This is a genomic window from Streptomyces sp. CNT360 (genome assembly GCF_000424785.1).
The window spans coordinates 218,997-234,323 of the sequence record NZ_AUKO01000002.1 but is presented as its reverse complement, the minus strand read 5'-3'; the positions used below and the strand labels follow the sequence as shown (position 1 = coordinate 234,323).

Sequence of the window (15,327 nt, the reverse complement as noted above, 5' to 3'; positions counted from 1 at the left end):
GCCGGACGTCGTCAGTCGAAGGTTTCGATGTACTCCTCGGCCGGCCCGAGGCCGGGCCGGCCGAGGAGGGCGAGGTGGTCGCCGAAGCGTTCGAGCTCCAGCACGGTGAGGGTGTTGGCGCCGGCACGGAGCAGGGGCCGAGGGAGGTAGAGCGTCGTTTGCGGGCCCACCTCCCAGTAGCGTCCGAGCAGTGCGTCGTTGACCCAGACGAAGCCCTTGGCGAAACCCGGCAGCGCGAGGAAGGAGTCCGCGGGCTCGGACAGGGGCAGACGGGCGGTGGCGAAGCCCGCCGTGCCGCCGGGCGCGGCAGACGTGGCGGCGCCGGCGATCTCCTGCGGCGTCCACTCGTCCAGCGGCAGTCGGCGCATGGTCCACCCGTGCACCAGCCGGCGCTCGACGCGTACGCCGCCGAGGATGCCTTTGCCCTGCCCCAGCAGTGGCCCGTAGTTGATCCGCCCCTGGTTCTCCACCAGCAGCTCCAGCCGGACCCGCGTTCCGGTGCCGTGCACCGTGAAGGCGGAGGTCTCCCGGTCGAGCACGCACAGGGGTTCCCCGTCGAGGAAGACCTGGGCACGGTCGTGCAGGCCCGTCACGGTCACCTCCTGCGCGCCGGGCGGCAGCAGGGGCCGGGCCGCGTAGAGCACCAGGCCGGCGGACTGCCCCAGTTCCTCGAAGCTGAGCGGCATCGGTGCTCGCACCGGTGCCGCGGCGGCCCGCAAGGTGTCCAGCAGCGCTCCCTGCCGGGTCACCGGCACGGTGCGCGGCGGCAGCACAGGCGGATCCCCGGGGAGCGGCCGCTGTGCCGGTCCGTCACCGGTCACCGGACTCAAGACCGCGCGCAGCGCGTGGAACTTCGCGGTGAGCGCGCCGTGTTCGGCCACCGGCGCGTCCGAGTCGTAGCTTGTGACGGTCGGCTGGAGCCTGTGCCCGTCGTGGTTGGCGCCGGACCACAGCCCGAAGTTGCTGCCGCCGTGCGCCATGTAGAGGCTGACCGAGCCGCCCGCGTCCAGGATGTCGCGCACGGTGCGGGCAGCGCTGTCGGGAGAGCGGACATGGTGCTTCTCGCCCCAGTGGTCGAACCAGCCGTTCCAGAACTCCGCGCAGAAGAAGGGCTCCCCGGGACGGCGCGAGTGCAGCAGCGCCGCGGCTGCGGCGGGACGTGAGCCGAGGGTCGAGGCGGCCAGCTCGCCGGGCACGGTGCCGCCGTCGAGCATCAGCGGGGTCGGCCCGTCGGCGGTGTAGAGCAGTTCGGTGATGCCCCGCTCGACGAGGGCGTCGCGGACCCAGCGGACATAGGCGTGGTCGTCCCCGTAGCTGCCGTACTCGTTCTCGACCTGTACGGCCACGACCGGGCCGCCGTGCGCGGCCTGGAGCGCGGCCACTTCGGGGACGAGCGTGTCGAACCAGCGGGCGACCGCGTCCAGGAACGGCTGATGCCCGGTGCGCAACCGCATCCCCGGAGTGCCGGTGAGCCACGCGGGCAGTCCGCCGTTGTCCCACTCGGCGCAGATGTAGGGTCCGGGCCGGACGATCACGTCCAGCCCGGCCTGCTGGGCCAGTTGGACGAAGCGGGGCAGGTCGCGCCAGCCGTCGAGGCGGATGTCTCCGGGGCGGCGCTCGTGGAAGTTCCACGGGACGTAGGTGTCCACCGTGTTGAGCCCGAGGGCCGCCACCCGGTCGAGGCGGTCCGCCCACTGCTCGGGGTGGACGCGGAAGTAGTGCAGCGAGCCCGACAGCACACGGTGCGGTCGGCCGTCGCGCAGGAAGGCGCCGTCGGCGTGGGTCAGAGTCGCGGCGGCCCGCCTGCCGGGTGCGGGGTCGGACGTGGTGGTCGGGTGGGTCACTTGAGGGCTCCGGCGGTCATGCCCGCGCGCCAGAACCGCTGGAGCGCGAGGAAGGCGATCACAAGGGGGACGACGGACACCAGCGACCCGATGACCACCAGGGACTGGGGCACTGCGACATGGCTGGCGTTCCAGCCGACCAGGCCGACCGTGACCGGCTGCAGCCGGTCGTCGCCGAGCACCATCGAGGGCAGGAGGTAGTTGTTCCAGATCTCCACGAGCTGGAACAGGAAGATCGTCACGAGCGCGGGCAGCATCATCCGCAGACCGATGCTACGGAAGATACGGAACTCGCCCGCACCGTCCAGCCGCCCTGATTCCAGCACCTCGTCCGGCACGGTCTGCGCGGCGAACACCCGCGCCAGGTAGACCCCGAACGGGCTGACCACGCTGGGCAGCAGCACGGCGAGCGGGTTGTCGATCAGGTGGACGCCCGAGAACATCAGGTACAGCGGCAGCGTGAACAGCACCTTGGGCACCAGCACGGCCGCCAGGATCGTGCCGAACAGCGCGCCGCGTCCGGGGAAGTCGTACTTGGCCAGTGCGTATCCGGTCAGCGCCGACAGCCCGGTTCCCACCAGGGCTCCGACACCGCAGTACAGCACGCTGTTGAGCATCCAGCGCCAGAAGATGCCGTCGTTCTGGCTGCTGAGCCGCGCGAGGTTGTCGAACAGGCCGAATCCGTCGAACCACAGGCCGGTTCCGCTGAACTGCTCGCCGAACGGCTTGGTGACCGACACCAGCAGCCACCACAGCGGAAAGAGGAAGTAGAGGGCGGACAGTCCGAGCAGACCCATGGTGACGCCGCGGCCGGCAAGGGTGCTCTCCCGCCGTGGTGCGATCGGCTTCCGGGTTCCGGTCACCGTGCTCATGCCGTTCCCTTCCGGTCGGTCACCTTGAAGAACACGAGGGACACCACGCCCACCAGCACCGCGAGCAGCACCGACTGGGCTGCCGCGTAGTGCTGGTTGCCCGCCGCGACGGCGCTCTGCGCGGACATCAGGGGAGTGAAGACCGAGGAGATGGAGCCTCCGGAGACCGGTTGCAGCACCGTCGGCTCGTTGAAGAGCTGGGCCGAACCGATGATGGAGAACACGGTGGTGAGCACCAGCGCTCCGCGGACGGCGGGGATCTTGATGTGCCAGGCGATACGGGCGGCCGACGCCCCGTCCATGCGGGCGGCCTCCAGCACCTCGGCCGGGATCGCCTGCAACGAGGAGTAGATGATCAGGGCGTTGTAGCCGGCCCAGCTCCAGGTGACGATGTTGGCCACCGACCACAGGGCCAGGTCGTCGTCGAAGAACGGGACGGCAGCGCCGAGAGGCTCCAGCAGCCGGTTGATGGGGCTCGACTGCGACGCGTACATGAACGACCACACGAGTGCGGCGCTCACCCCGGGGAGGGCGTACGGGAGGAAGCTGGAGAGCCGGAAGAGGCTCTTGCCGCGTGCCGACTTGGCGTCGAACAGCAGAGCCAGCACCAGGGCGAGGCCCAGCATCACCGGCACCTGGACCACTCCGAACAGCGCGACCCGGCCCAGCGAGGAGGTGAACGCGTCGTCTCGAAGGGCCTGCGTGTAGTTGCTCAGTGGATCGAACCTCGCGGTGGGCGCGGTGAGTCCGAGGCCGGTGCGGTGGAGGGCGAACAGGCTGCTGACGGCCGCGTAACCGATGGGCGCGAGGTACATGCCGGCGAACAGCACGAGGAACGGGGCGCAGAACAGCAGCGGTCCGAGGCGGCGCGCACGTGAGACCGAGGGCCGGGCCCGTGCCGTGCGGTTGCGGCCGGGCGGCGGGGCGCTGCCGGTGTGCTGGTGGACGCTGGCCCGGACCGGGTCGGCGAGGTGGGTCACGTCGGCCTTCCTTACCTGGAGGACGCGGGGCTGCCGGCGGCCAAGAACGGGGCGGAGTGCCCGGGAGCCGGCGGGGGAGGGCGACTAGTCCGAGACGGAGAGGCCCTGTTTCTTCATCTCCGTGCGGGTCTTGTCCTGGGCGGTGCGCAGCGCCCCGGCGAGGGTGCCCTTGCCCGCCCACGCCTTGCCGAGACCGTCGTCGAGGTCGGCCGAGGTCTTGGTCATCAGCGGGCCCCACGTCCAGTCCGGGTCGAGGTGCGGGGTCGCGTCGGCGAACACCTGGTAGATGTCCTGACCGCCGAAGTACGGGTCCGCCCGAAGCTGCGGCAGGTCGAGCAGCCCGGGTGCGGCCGGGTACAGCGACGCCTTCTCGACGAGGTCGCCGAACGCCTTCTCGTCTGTGCTCAACCAGTGCGCGAACTCCCACGCCGCCTCGGGATCCGCACAGCCCTTGAGGACGGCGGTTGCGGACCCGCCCGAGTTCCCGGTCCGCTGCTCGCCCTTGGTCCACTGCGGCATCGGTGCCACGGCCCAGTCACCGGACGCCTGCTGCGCCCCGCCCTTGATGGTGCCGGCCTGCCAGACGGCGCCCACGACGGTGGCGATGTCGCCGTTGCCCAGCCCCGTGTACCAGGCCTGGTCGTACATCGGGGCGCTGCTGATCAGGCCGTCGTCGGCGAGGGACTGCCAGTAGTCGGCGACCTTCTTGTTCGCGGCCGAGTCCATGGTCGTCTGCCAGGAGTCGTGCGCGGTGCCGAACCACCGGGCGCCGGCCTGCCAGGCGAGTCCCGCGTAGTCGTAGTCCATGTAGGGGGCGGAGATGTACCGCTTCGGGTCCGAGGCGTGGATCTTCTCGGCCGCGGCTGCGTACGCGGACCAGGTCGTGGGGGCTTCCAGGCCGAGCGAGTCGAAGACCTTCTTGTTGTAGAACAGGGCCATGGGACCGGTGTCGACGGGGGCGCCGTAGACGTTGTCGGCCAACGTCACCGACTTCCAGGCCGCTTCGACATAGTCGCCCTTGTCGGCGGAGGCGTACTCGGCCACGTTCTCCAGGGCGCCCTGCGTCGCGAAGCTGGGTATCGTCTCGTAACCGACCTGGGCCAGACAGGGTGCGTTACCGGCCTTCACGGCGTTCAGCATCTTCTGATACCCGCCCTTGGCGCCCGGCTGCACCGCCTGGTACGCGACCCGGGCGTTCGGATGGCTCTTGTTGTACGTCTTCACGGCGTCCGCGTAGCCGGGTGCCCAGCCCCAGAATGTTATCGATGCCTTACCAGTGCCGGAACCGGAGCATCCGGCGCCGGCGAGTACCAGGGCGAGAGCCCCCGCCAGAACGGCGTATCGGGCAGTGGGCCGCTTCACGGATCCTCCTGGGCGCCAGGGCAGAGCGGAGAAGGAACCTCCGCGGGAAGAACGCTCGACACGAGCGCCGGCCGGGCCCGTGCACGGTCGGCCGCTGCTGGCCGAAACTATGGCAGAGGATGTTATCGATGCCAAGAGGGGGTCGCGGTTAGGGCACCAGGACCGGACGAGTGCGTAAGATGCCGGTGACAGAGCCGTGTTGGCGATATCACGAGTCGGGCACTGCGAGGCGGAGACCATGGCGAGGCAGAGCGAGGGCGGACAGCGGCCGCCGAGCATGACGGACGTGGCCCGGGCCGCCGGAGTCTCCGCGCAGACTGTCTCGCGCGTACTCTCCGAGCACCCCAACGTCCAGGACGGTACGCGTGCCAGGGTGATGGCAGCGGTCACGGAGCTGGGGTACCGGCGCAACAACGCCGCCCGCATGCTCTCTTCGGGGCGCAGCCGCACCCTCGGCGTGGTGACGTTGCAGACCAGCTTCTACTCGCGGGCCGCGGTCACCTCGGGTATCGAGCGCGCTGCCCGGGCCGCCGGCTACGCGGTCAGCACCGCGACCACCGCCTCGCTCGACACCTTCGCCATCGAGGCCGCTCTCTCCCGCCTCACGGATCAGGGCGTCGAAGGCATCATCCTGGCGGTGCCGCTGATCCACAGCAGCCCACGGCTCGAACAGCTGACCAGAGCCACGCCGACCCTCACCATCGACGGTTCGCGCACCGACGCCACCGAGGTCGTCGCCGTCGACCAGTCGCTGGCGGCCCGGCTGGGCACCCAGCATCTGCTGGACCTGGGCCACGAGACGGTCTGGCATGTGGCGGGCCCCGAGGAGTGGCTGGAGGCCGCCAGCCGCCGGGACGGCTGGCGTGCGACGCTCGAAGCGGCGGGACGCTCGGCGCCGCCCCCGCTGGAGGGCGACTGGTCGCCGGCCTCCGGCTACCGCAACGGCCTGGTGGTCGGGCGTGTCCCGGAGGCGACCGCGGTGTTCGTGGCCAGCGACGAGATGGCCTTCGGAGTCGTCAGGGCGCTGCGTGAGCTGGGCCGCCGCGTGCCCGACGACGTCTCCGTGGTCGGGGTGGACGACATCGAGTTGGCGGAGTACTGCTCACCGGCCCTGACCACCGTCGCGCAGCCGTTCGCGCAGACGGGAGAACTCGCCGTCGCCCACCTGCTGCGGTACATGACCGCTCCGGAGGCGGCCCCCGAACCGGCGTTGGTGGAACCGCGTCTCGTCGTCCGCGCCAGCACGGCATCACCTCCGTGACCGACCGTGCGCGGCGCCGGGGACCGGGGCCGGAGCCGGTCTCACCGACGTGCCTGAGCGAGGGAAGCCGTCGCCGCCCGGTGGGCGCCGCGACCGAGGACACACCCCGGCCACCAGCGGGACGTACGAGCGCAACCCGAGCCCTCGGGCACAAGATGCGCTCGTGTCCGCGCCGATGTCGGTGACGCCGCTGCCGTGCACCACCTGGCGGGGTGCGGTGTCCGTGCGCCGCCCGCGAAATCAGGCCGGGACGGGGCCCGGACCCGCATCCCCGGGCGGCGCCGGTGAACGGTGCACCAGGACAGACCGTCCCCGTTCGCGGTGGGACTCCTGCGGGAGCCCTGGGGCAGCCAGGCGACATGGCCCGGAGCGGGGGGCTGCGGGCCCGTGTTCGCGTTCGGTGTGCCGTGACCGGCCACGACGAGGACGTCCAGTCCCGGCTCGACGTGGCTGTCGACACCGATCTGCTGGAACAGGAATCCACCAGCCTTTTCACTCCCGTTCGTCGGGCTGTGAGCGGCGGATGCCGAGGGTCGACCCGGTGGCCCTCCTGCCTCGCCGTCCGGTCAGGGCCACGGCCAGCGGGGTGGCGGTGAACATGGACGAGTAGGTCCCGACGACGATGCCGATGAGCAGGGCAAGTGCGAAGTCGGTCAGGGAGTCGCCGCCCAGAACGGCGAGCGCGGCAAGGATGAACACCGCGCCCAGGCCCGTGTTGACGGTGCGGGGCAGCGTCTGCAGGACCGCTTGGTCGGCCAGGCGGGGGAGAGGGGCCGAACCCCGGTCCCGGCACAGCTCCCGGAGCCGGTCGAAGACCACGATGGAGTCGTTGACGGAGTAGCCGATCACGGTCAGGAGGGCGGCCAGGAAGACGCCGTCCAAGGGCTTGCCGAGCCAGGCGAACACTCCGACGAGGACGAGCACATCGTGCGCCATGGCGACCACTGCCGCCGAACCCAGCAGCCAGCGGAAGCGGACGGCGAGGTAGAGAAGCTGGGCGCCCAGGGCCACCGCCAGGGCGATGACGGCTCCGCGGCGCAGCTCCTCACCGAGACTGGGGCCGATCGTCTCGTCGCGCAGCTTGTCGGCCTCGCCCGCCAGGGACGTCACGGTGTCGGTGACCTCGTTCTCCTCCGCCTCGGTCAGCCGGTCGGTCCGCACGGTGAGGTTGTCGTCCCCGGAGGACTGGACGACGGCGCGGGGGAAGCCCGACTTCGCCAGGGCGGCCCGCGCCCGGTCGGGATCGACGGGGGAGGCGGTGGCGAACTCGATGAGCCTGCCGCCGGTGAACTCCACCCCCATGTCGAGCCCCCGGACGGCGATGCCCGAGGTGGCCAGGACCAGTACGGCGACGGAAGCGGCGATCCAGCGCCACGGGTGGCTCATCAGGCGCGGGGCGCGGCGCAGCAGCCAGGTCCGGAGTGCTCCGGCGGCCCCGATGCCGGTCAGCCGGGGGCGGCGCCGCACCGCGCGCCGGGACGCGGCGAACTCGGCGAGCACCCGCGTGACCACCAGGGCACTGAACATGGAGGCGAGTACGCCGATGCCCAGGGTGACGCCGAAACCGCGGACGGGCCCGGAGGCGAAGAAGAACAGCAGAGCCGCCGCGATCAGGGTGGTGATGTTGGAGTCGGCGATCGCGCTGAAGGCGTTGCGGAAGCCCGCCGCCAAGGAGGCCCGGATGGTGGGACGGCTGCGGGCCGCGTACTCCTCCCGCGCCCGCTCGAAGACCAGGACGTTGGCGTCCACGGCCATGCCGATCGCCAGCACGAACCCTGCCAGCCCCGGGAGTGTCAAGGTGGCTCCCACAGCGGCCAGCGCGGCGTAGGAGACCAGCCCGTAGCAGGCCAGGGCCACCACGGCCAGTGCCCCCGTCAACCGGTAGACCGCTACGAGGAACAGCGCGGTCAGCCCGGTACCGGCCACGGCCGCCCAGGTGCTGGCCTCGATGGCCTCCGCTCCCAGCGTGGGGCCGACGGTCCGCTGCTCGACGGTCTCCACGGGCACGGGCAGTGCCCCGCCGTTGATGAGCAGCGCCAGCTCGCGGGCCTCGGCGTGGCTGAACCGTCCGGTGATCTCGGTGGAGCCGCCCGTGATCCCGGTACGGCAGCCGACCGACGGATCGACCTGCGGCGAGGAGATGACCTTGCCGTCCAGGACGATCGCGACCCGGCGTCCCGGGTCGCCGGGCTGTTCGCAGGCCGCCTTGCCGGACAGCTCCGCCCAGCTCGACCGGCCCGAACCCGTGAAGTCGACGACGACATGCCATCCGCTGCCCTGTTGCTGGTCGACGCGGGCTTCGGCGCTCTTGACGGCCTCCCCGGTCAGGGAAGCGGCGGCCAGCCGCAGGGGGTTCCCGGACTCGTCGCGCAGGGCCTGCGGCCGGAACGGGTCGTGCTTGTCCTGGCTGCGGGAGGGCTTACCGGTCTCCTGGGAGGCGCCGAGCACCTCGTGGAACGTCAACTGGGCGGTGCGGCCCAGTACCTCGGCCGCCTTCCGGGGATCCTGCACTCCGGGCAGCTCGACGACGATCCGGTTGTCCCCGGACCGGGTGAGGCCGGGCTCGCCGACGCCGAGGGCGTCGACGCGCTCGCGCAGCACCTCCATGGTGCGGTCGGTCGCCTCGCTGTCGGCGTCGGTGGTGGGGGTGGAGCGGGTCTCCAGCACGATCTGGGTGCCGCCGCGCAGGTCGAGTCCCAGGCGGACCGGCACGGTCACGGCGATGAACACGGAGAAGGCGAGCACGGCGAGGGCGCACAACGCCCGCACGCGCGTGGAACGGGTCACGGGGGTCTCCATCAGGCATGCCGCGGCCGCAGCAGGGCTGTGCCGCGAAGAGGAAGAAGAAGCAGAGAGTGGAAGGGAGGGAGCGGGAGCGCTCAGTTGCCTGAAGGGAGGGGCGGGCCGCGGCCTCGGGGCACGTCGCCGTCATGGAAGGTCGCGGCGCCGGGAGAGGAGAACGCCTGCGGCGGAGGGGCCGCGACGTGGTGGACCGCGGCGGCGGACGGCAGCGCGGCCGGAGGGTGGGAGGGGGACCCCGGCCGGTCGCGGCCGACGTCGGGGTGCGTCTTCGGCCTGGCGGCGAGGGATCCCGCGCACGTGTCTTCGTACCGGTCGCAGGAGCCGTCACCGAGCGCGGCCGTGGCGGCGGACGACGGAGCGGCAGCGGACGCGGGTTGGGCGAAGTGCGCCTCGCGCCCGTCTTCCCCCGGCGCGGTCCAGGCGGTGAAGACGGCGGCGAGCAGCGCGAGGAGCACCAGCAGCCGCCCCGCCTGCCCGGTCCGCCCGCACCCCGGAGCGGGACGCGGTGTCCGGCTCATCCGCCCCCTCCTTCGCCAGGTGTCGGTTTCCCCGTCGATGCGTATGCCGGGCACGCGTCCGTGCGGCCCGGCGGCAGTGGACGCCGCGCCCTCAGGGCTCGATCAGTCCGGCGCGGATGGCGTACCGGGTGAGCTCCAGCCGGTCGCGCAGGCCGAGCTTGTGCAGCACATTCGCCCGGTGCCGCTGCACCGTCTTGACGCTGATGAACAGCAGGGCAGCGATCTCCTTGGAGGAGTGCCCCTCCGCCACCAGCTTGAGCACCTCCTCCTCGCGGGCGGTGAGCACCTGGTCGGAGGGGTCCTCGCCGCGTCGCGCATGGTCGAGGTAGCTGCGGATGAGGGCTGTCACCGCGCCCGGGTAGACGAACGGCTCGTCGCGCATCGCGGCCCGGCAGGCGGCGACCAGGTCACGATCGGCGACGGACTTGAGCACGTAACCGGAGGCGCCCGCCTTGAGGGCCTGGAAGAAGTACTGCTCGTTGTCGTGCATCGTCAGCATCAGGGTCCGCACCCCGGGCGTGAGCGTGGCGAGTTCGCGCGCCGCCTGGAGGCCGGTCATCCGGGGCATGGCGACGTCCAGCACCGCCAGGTCGAACGCGCAGGTACGTGCCAGGGCCACGGCCTCCGCCCCGTCGCCCGCCTCGGCCACGACCTCCAGGTCCGGTTCACCGTCGAGGATCAACCGCACCCCGCGGCGGACGAGAGTGTGGTCGTCGGCGAGGAGGATCCGGGTGGGGGGCTCAGACATGGGCACGGCGCTCTCCGGTGGTGGGGACGGTCAGCCGGACCCGGGTCCCGGACCACGAGGGCGGGAGCTTCGGCCCTTCCCCTGGGGCCCCCGGGGCCTGCTCCTGCCCGGGAGGCCGGGCGGCGGCTCCCGTCGTACCGGGGCCTGGGGCGGAGGAGATGTCGAGGTCTCCACCGACGAGCAGAGCGCGTTCGCGCATTCCGCGGAGGCCGGCGCCCTCCCGGGCGACGCCCATACCGCGGCCGTTGTCGGTGACGGTCAGCACGACGGCAGCGGTACGGGTGTCGTCGCGCTCCACGCTCACCGTGGCGCGATCGGCTCCGGAGTGGCGGGCCACGTTCGTCAGACTCTCCTGGGCCACGCGGTAGAGCACCAGTTCCGTCTCCTGGCCGAGCGGCGGCAGGTCGTGGGCGAGACGGCGTCGCACATCCAGCCCGGTGTGGGTGGCGAAATCGGTGGTGAGTTCGGTCAGCGCGCTGACGAGCCCGAGGTCCTCCAGGACGCCCGGCCTCAGCCGGTGTGCCAGGCGGCGGACCTCGTCCAGGCTGCTCCGCGTGGTCTCCTGCGCCTGCAGCAGCTCTGTCCGGAGCGGCTCGGGAGCCCGGTCGGCGACCCTTTTGAGTTCCAGCAGGACGGCGGTCATGCTCTGCCCGACCTCGTCGTGCAGCTCCTGGGCGACCCGCTGCCGCTCGCCCTCCTGGGCCACCAGGGCACGGGCGCTGCTGGTCGCCCGCTCGGTCTCCAGCCGTTCCAGCATCGCGTTGAAGGCGCGGACGAGTTCGGCGATCCCCCCGCGTCCGCGCACCGGCAGCCGCTGACCGGGACGCAGCAGGTCGACGGTTGCCATGAGCCGCATCACCCGGTCCAGCGGCGCCAGCCCGACGCGGAGCAGCGCGGCGTTGGCGACCAGCATCACGGCCAGCCCCGCCACGAGGATGACGGCCTCGGTCAGCACCACCGGCACGGAGACGGTCACGGGCGCCCACAGCAGCAACGCCGTCGCGCTGCCGAGCACCACGGCGTCGAGGACGAAGATCCGCCAGAACAGGGACACCGGGCCACACCTCCTTCTTCCGCTCGGCACACCCACTATCCGCCATGGTCACCCGCCCGCTGCGCGCACCCACCCGCGAAGCCGCCCCGGCCGTCCGCCGGAGCGACCCCCTCGACCTGCACCGATGCGGGGCGCCGGGCCGGCGCTGTGGCCCGTGCCCGCTGTGCGCGGGAGCGAGATGGGTGCCCGTCTCCGGCGGATATGGGTGCCGGGACCCATGGGCGTTTCCTCCCGCGTCGCCCAGGCTGGAGTCGAGGCCGAAGGGGAGCTCCGCGCACCGCGGCCGACGAACCCCGCCCACCCGCACCCGAGGAAGCCCATGACGTTCGAGACCGCCCGGCCCGCCGCCCGGCTGACCGCTCAAGAGGCCCGCCGGCGCCTGGAGCACGAACGCGACGCGCGCACGATGCAGCTCCAGGCCGTCGAGGAAGCCGCATCCCAGACGGACCAGCACCTGAGCGCCGTACAGAAGGAGGCGATCGAACGGGTCCTCGACGAGATCGAGGCCGCCTTCAGCCGCGTCCATGACGGCACCTACGGCGTCTGCATGGCCTGCGACCGCACCATCCCGGCGGAGCGGCTCGAAATCCTGCCCTACGTCCGGTTCTGCGTCGGCTGCCAGGGCCGGGCCACCTGACCGCCTCGCGCCCGGCACCGCCCACGTCCGTTTCCTCCGCCCTGTCCAAGGGGTGACCCGGTGTACAACCCGACCCTCGATGCTCGCCAGACCCCGCTGTCGGCGGCGGATCTGGCGGCACTGCGCGAGAACCTCCACGAACAGCGACTCTTCCGGCGCCGGCAGATGCGCGCGCTCGTCGCGCCGCCTGCCGGGGCCTCCGCGACCGCCGGCCCGCAGGTACCGGCACAGACCGAGGTACGCCACCAGTTGATCGCCTGCGCCCGGATGGTCCTGGCCGACGTGGAAGCAGCCCTGCGACGCATGGACGAGGGCGGCTACGGCGACTGCCACCTGTGCGGGCGTGCCATCGCCTGGGAGCACCTCGACGTCGTACCGCAGGCCCGCTACTGCGCCCGCTGCGGGCAGGCACGGGGAGCAGTGCGATGACACACGGGCACCGGCTCACGCAGGCCCACCCGGACACCGCCTGGCCCCTGTGCCCGCGCTGCTCCGGTGTGGCCCTCGACCTGGGCAGCGCCCGCATCCGGGCGCTGCCGGCAGGGGGAGGGCGGGTCCTGGACGTGCCGACCGTCACCTCCGAGGGGCCCGGCACCGGACGCCCCCTCCGGCGCGGCACCTTCGGGGACACGGCCGGGACCGCCCGCCTGCTCGAACGGCTGCTCAGCCGCCGGCTGCCCCGCTCGGGCCGGCCGCTCGTCATCCTGACCGCTCCCGTGCTCGGCGGGGTCTCCTACCGGGCCGACGCGCGCGCCGCGGTCGAGGTGTTGCGGCCCCGCACGGTGCTGACCGTACCCACCGCCCGTGCTGTCGCCCTCACTGCCGGAGCCGACCTGTCACGTCCCGTGCTCGTCGTGGACATCGGCGCCGTCGTCACCGAAGTGGTGCTGCTCGCCGACGGTGCGGTGCTCGACGCCCGCCGCACCGCACTGGGCACCAGCGACCTCGACGGGGCGCCCGGCGCCACCGAACTGATCGACGCCGTGGTGGCCATGGTGACCCGGATGAGGGAAGAGGACACCACCTCGTACGCCGCCGACGCCCTGCGGCGCGGCGTCCTCGTGGCCGGCGGGGGAGCCCTCGTCCCGGGCCTCACCCATCGGCTAGCCGGGCGGCTGGGTGCCCGGGCCACGACGGTTCCCGCGCCGCACACGGCAGCCGTCCGCGGCGCCGCCACGCTGCTGCGCGCGGCCGGCAACCACCCGTCCGTACGCGCGACGGCACCGCCTTCCGTGCCTCCTTGCTGACGGCCCGGCCAGTGCGGGGCGGAGCCTCAGCCGAGGCGCGGCCCCACGGCAAGGGGGACTCCCGTGCGCCTGCTCTGGGCGACGGACGCGGGCGAGTCGCTGCTCTTGGCCGCTTCCAGCGGAATGGTCGGGGGCCCGGGGACGGTGGGCCGGCCGGCCGGAGGCGTGTAGTCGGGCAGACGGAGGGTGCCCCAGGTGTAGGGGTCCGCCTGGGCGCTGCCGAAAGCGGACCAGGCGAGGCGGGACTTGCCCGTGCGGTCCTGGGTGTCGGAGTCGTAGACCATGATGTTGCCGGTCATGGCCGCGGGGTCGGCAGCGGCGGGCAGGTCGGCCAGCGGGATCTTCACCTCGACGCTGTAGCCGGTGTACGGCTTGTGCACGGCGGTCGCCCAGCGCATGCCGGCAGCGGTCTGTGCCGCCGGGCCCTGGTGATGGTCGGCGTCCCGGGCCGCGCACGGTCCGCCGTCGGCGGTGAAGGGCAGCACGGCCGCCTTGAACGTGGTCGCGGTGTCGTCGGAGGTGCCGCGCGGATCCAGGGCGATCTCGACGGAGTCGGTGCGCCAGTGCCGCTTGCAGTCGTCCTGGGACAGGGCCGTGCCCTTGGTGTTGTCCGCGACGTCGACCAGGACGTACAGGTCGTCGCCGTGCCGGGACAGCCGCGCCGTCGCCGAGCAGTCGGCGGACGACGCGCACTTGTCGCCCTGCCAGTGCGCGAGCGGCAGCGCCTGGCCCGGATACTCCCCGGCACCGGCCCTGCCGTCCAGGCGGGGCCCGCGGGACACCGCAGGGACGGAGGTCTCAGGACGCTGCGGGTACCGGGGCTGGGCCTTGTTGGCCAGCCAGGGCATCTGCACGCGGTCGGCCCAGGCGGCGAACTCGGCGTACACCGGCCGCAGTGCGTGCCCTCGGTGCACCGGTGCGGTCAGCGGCCTGCCGTGTGCGGCGAGCACGGAGAACCACTCGCAGCCCATCTTGTCCCGGGGGGTGGTGACGGTGGCGGGGAGGGAGGCGAACCCCTGGGTGCGGTAGACGCGGGAGGCGGTGCGTTCCTGCTGCGCCCACGTGGTCCCGCCGCGCCGTGACCACGCGCCCTCCCACGCCCCGACCTGCGGCAGGCCGGTGGCCGGGTCACGCAGATCCGCCTTCGTGCAGTCGGACCCGGTCGGCCCCTCGAAGGAGGAGTTCTGGGTCAGCAGCCGGGAGGGTCGCCAGGGGCGGTAACCCTCCTGGCTGATCTGGCCGGGGAAGGAGCGCGGATCGCCGGCGAGGCGGAAGGCCTCGATCGCCAGGCGGGCGGCCATCTGGTGGGCACCGTGCTGGTCGAAGGGGCGGGGGTCCATGGTGACCACGGTGCGCGGGGTGGTCGCACGGATGAGGCGTACCAGCCGCTCCAGCGAGTCCGCCTGCTGCGGCGGACCGTCCCAGACCTTCCGGGTCAGCGGCGCCGAGAGCGTGTACCAGGCGTCCGGCTTGTCCAGGTAGTAGACGTTTCTGATCCCGGCCGTGGACACGGCCTTGCGCTCCTCGCCCTCGCGGATCAGCCCGAGCGGGGCACCCTCCTCGGGGCCGACCGCGTTGCCGCCGCCCTCGCCGCGCGTGACGGTCGCGACGCCCATGCTCGTCCTCCGCCGCTCGTGCCACTGCCCGAGCGTGGCCAACGACTGGGACTCGTCGTCCGGGTGCGCCCCGACGAACAGCACGTCGTTGTGCGCCCCGCTTCGGGCGTGCGATGCGGGGCTGCCGGAGGCGGCCGCGGCCTCCGGCAGCGGTGCGACGGCCTGTCCCAGCAGCAGGCAGCCTGCCGCCAGGACGGTTGCCACGCCTCCTCGGGCAACCCGCCGCCGGGCACCGTGCACCCGAGGCGTGAACACCTCACTGATCACTGGCATCCTGTCGAACTCCTCGTCGAAGTGGTCACCACAGCCCGCAGTCTGCCCAGGCCGGTCCCGCCACGCACCCCCTTCGCACGATGAGAGCGCCGCCGCAGTGGTCCCGGCGGCGG

General features: G+C 72.5%; 13 protein-coding genes. 4 read left to right on the top strand and 9 right to left on the bottom strand.

The features are described 5' to 3' along the window. Positions 1 to 11: 11 nt before the first annotated feature. The 4 genes from H297_RS0105565 to H297_RS0105550 form a co-directional block, all read right to left on the bottom strand. Positions 12 to 1,844, bottom strand: coding sequence for a glycoside hydrolase family 35 protein (locus H297_RS0105565; protein WP_027736244.1), 1,833 nt, complete (start codon positions 1,842 to 1,844; stop codon positions 12 to 14). Continuing rightward, positions 1,841 to 2,716, bottom strand: coding sequence for a carbohydrate ABC transporter permease (locus H297_RS0105560; protein ID WP_027736243.1), 876 nt, complete (start codon positions 2,714 to 2,716; stop codon positions 1,841 to 1,843). The genes H297_RS0105565 and H297_RS0105560 overlap by 4 nt, the downstream gene beginning before the upstream one ends. Continuing rightward, positions 2,713 to 3,696 (bottom strand): carbohydrate ABC transporter permease, encoded by a 984-nt coding sequence (locus tag H297_RS0105555; protein WP_027736242.1) that lies wholly within the window; start codon positions 3,694 to 3,696, stop codon positions 2,713 to 2,715. Before H297_RS0105555 ends, H297_RS0105560 begins: the two co-directional genes overlap by 4 nt. 84 nt (positions 3,697 to 3,780) lie before the next feature. Continuing rightward, complete coding sequence (locus tag H297_RS0105550; RefSeq protein ID WP_051351557.1) at positions 3,781 to 5,058, bottom strand: ABC transporter substrate-binding protein; 1,278 nt, start codon at positions 5,056 to 5,058, stop codon at positions 3,781 to 3,783. A gap of 238 nt (positions 5,059 to 5,296) precedes the next feature. On the opposite strand from H297_RS0105550, the gene H297_RS0105545 reads away from it, so the two are divergent. Next, a complete protein-coding gene (locus H297_RS0105545) occupies positions 5,297 to 6,319 on the top strand; it encodes a LacI family DNA-binding transcriptional regulator (protein ID WP_027736240.1) in 1,023 nt (340 codons plus the stop codon). 492 nt (positions 6,320 to 6,811) lie between these two features. Here the strand turns inward: H297_RS0105545 and secD are convergent, their stop codons facing one another. The 4 genes from secD to H297_RS34635 form a co-directional block, all read right to left on the bottom strand. Then, positions 6,812 to 9,118 carry a protein translocase subunit SecD gene (gene secD, locus H297_RS34640; protein WP_486589414.1) on the bottom strand — a complete coding sequence of 769 codons (2,307 nt, stop codon included), beginning with the start codon at positions 9,116 to 9,118 and terminating at the stop codon, positions 6,812 to 6,814. A gap of 80 nt (positions 9,119 to 9,198) precedes the next feature. Next, positions 9,199 to 9,639 carry a hypothetical protein gene (locus H297_RS40150; RefSeq protein ID WP_027736239.1) on the bottom strand — a complete coding sequence of 147 codons (441 nt, stop codon included), beginning with the start codon at positions 9,637 to 9,639 and terminating at the stop codon, positions 9,199 to 9,201. A 91-nt stretch (positions 9,640 to 9,730) separates the two neighbouring features. Then, entirely contained in the window at positions 9,731 to 10,387 is a 657-nt protein-coding gene (locus H297_RS0105530; protein ID WP_027736238.1) for a response regulator transcription factor, read from the bottom strand. Then, positions 10,380 to 11,441 carry a sensor histidine kinase gene (locus H297_RS34635; protein ID WP_078513767.1) on the bottom strand — a complete coding sequence of 354 codons (1,062 nt, stop codon included), beginning with the start codon at positions 11,439 to 11,441 and terminating at the stop codon, positions 10,380 to 10,382. The genes H297_RS0105530 and H297_RS34635 overlap by 8 nt, the downstream gene beginning before the upstream one ends. A gap of 319 nt (positions 11,442 to 11,760) precedes the next feature. Between H297_RS34635 and H297_RS0105520 the strand changes: the two genes are divergently transcribed. Genes H297_RS0105520 through H297_RS0105510 form a run of 3 tightly spaced genes read left to right on the top strand, consistent with a single transcriptional unit; the run spans position 11,761 to position 13,325 of the window. Continuing rightward, on the top strand, positions 11,761 to 12,078 hold the full coding sequence (locus H297_RS0105520; RefSeq protein ID WP_027736237.1) for a TraR/DksA C4-type zinc finger protein: 318 nt from the start codon (positions 11,761 to 11,763) through the stop codon (positions 12,076 to 12,078). Between the two features lie 60 nt (positions 12,079 to 12,138). Next, positions 12,139 to 12,507 carry a hypothetical protein gene (locus H297_RS0105515; protein WP_027736236.1) on the top strand — a complete coding sequence of 123 codons (369 nt, stop codon included), beginning with the start codon at positions 12,139 to 12,141 and terminating at the stop codon, positions 12,505 to 12,507. Next, positions 12,504 to 13,325, top strand: coding sequence for a rod shape-determining protein (locus H297_RS0105510; protein WP_027736235.1), 822 nt, complete (start codon positions 12,504 to 12,506; stop codon positions 13,323 to 13,325). The genes H297_RS0105515 and H297_RS0105510 overlap by 4 nt, the downstream gene beginning before the upstream one ends. 26 nt (positions 13,326 to 13,351) lie before the next feature. Here H297_RS0105510 and H297_RS0105505 read toward each other — a convergent pair whose 3' ends face one another. After that, positions 13,352 to 15,145, bottom strand: coding sequence for a sugar-binding protein (locus tag H297_RS0105505; protein ID WP_027736234.1), 1,794 nt, complete (start codon positions 15,143 to 15,145; stop codon positions 13,352 to 13,354). Positions 15,146 to 15,327 lie beyond the last annotated feature (182 nt).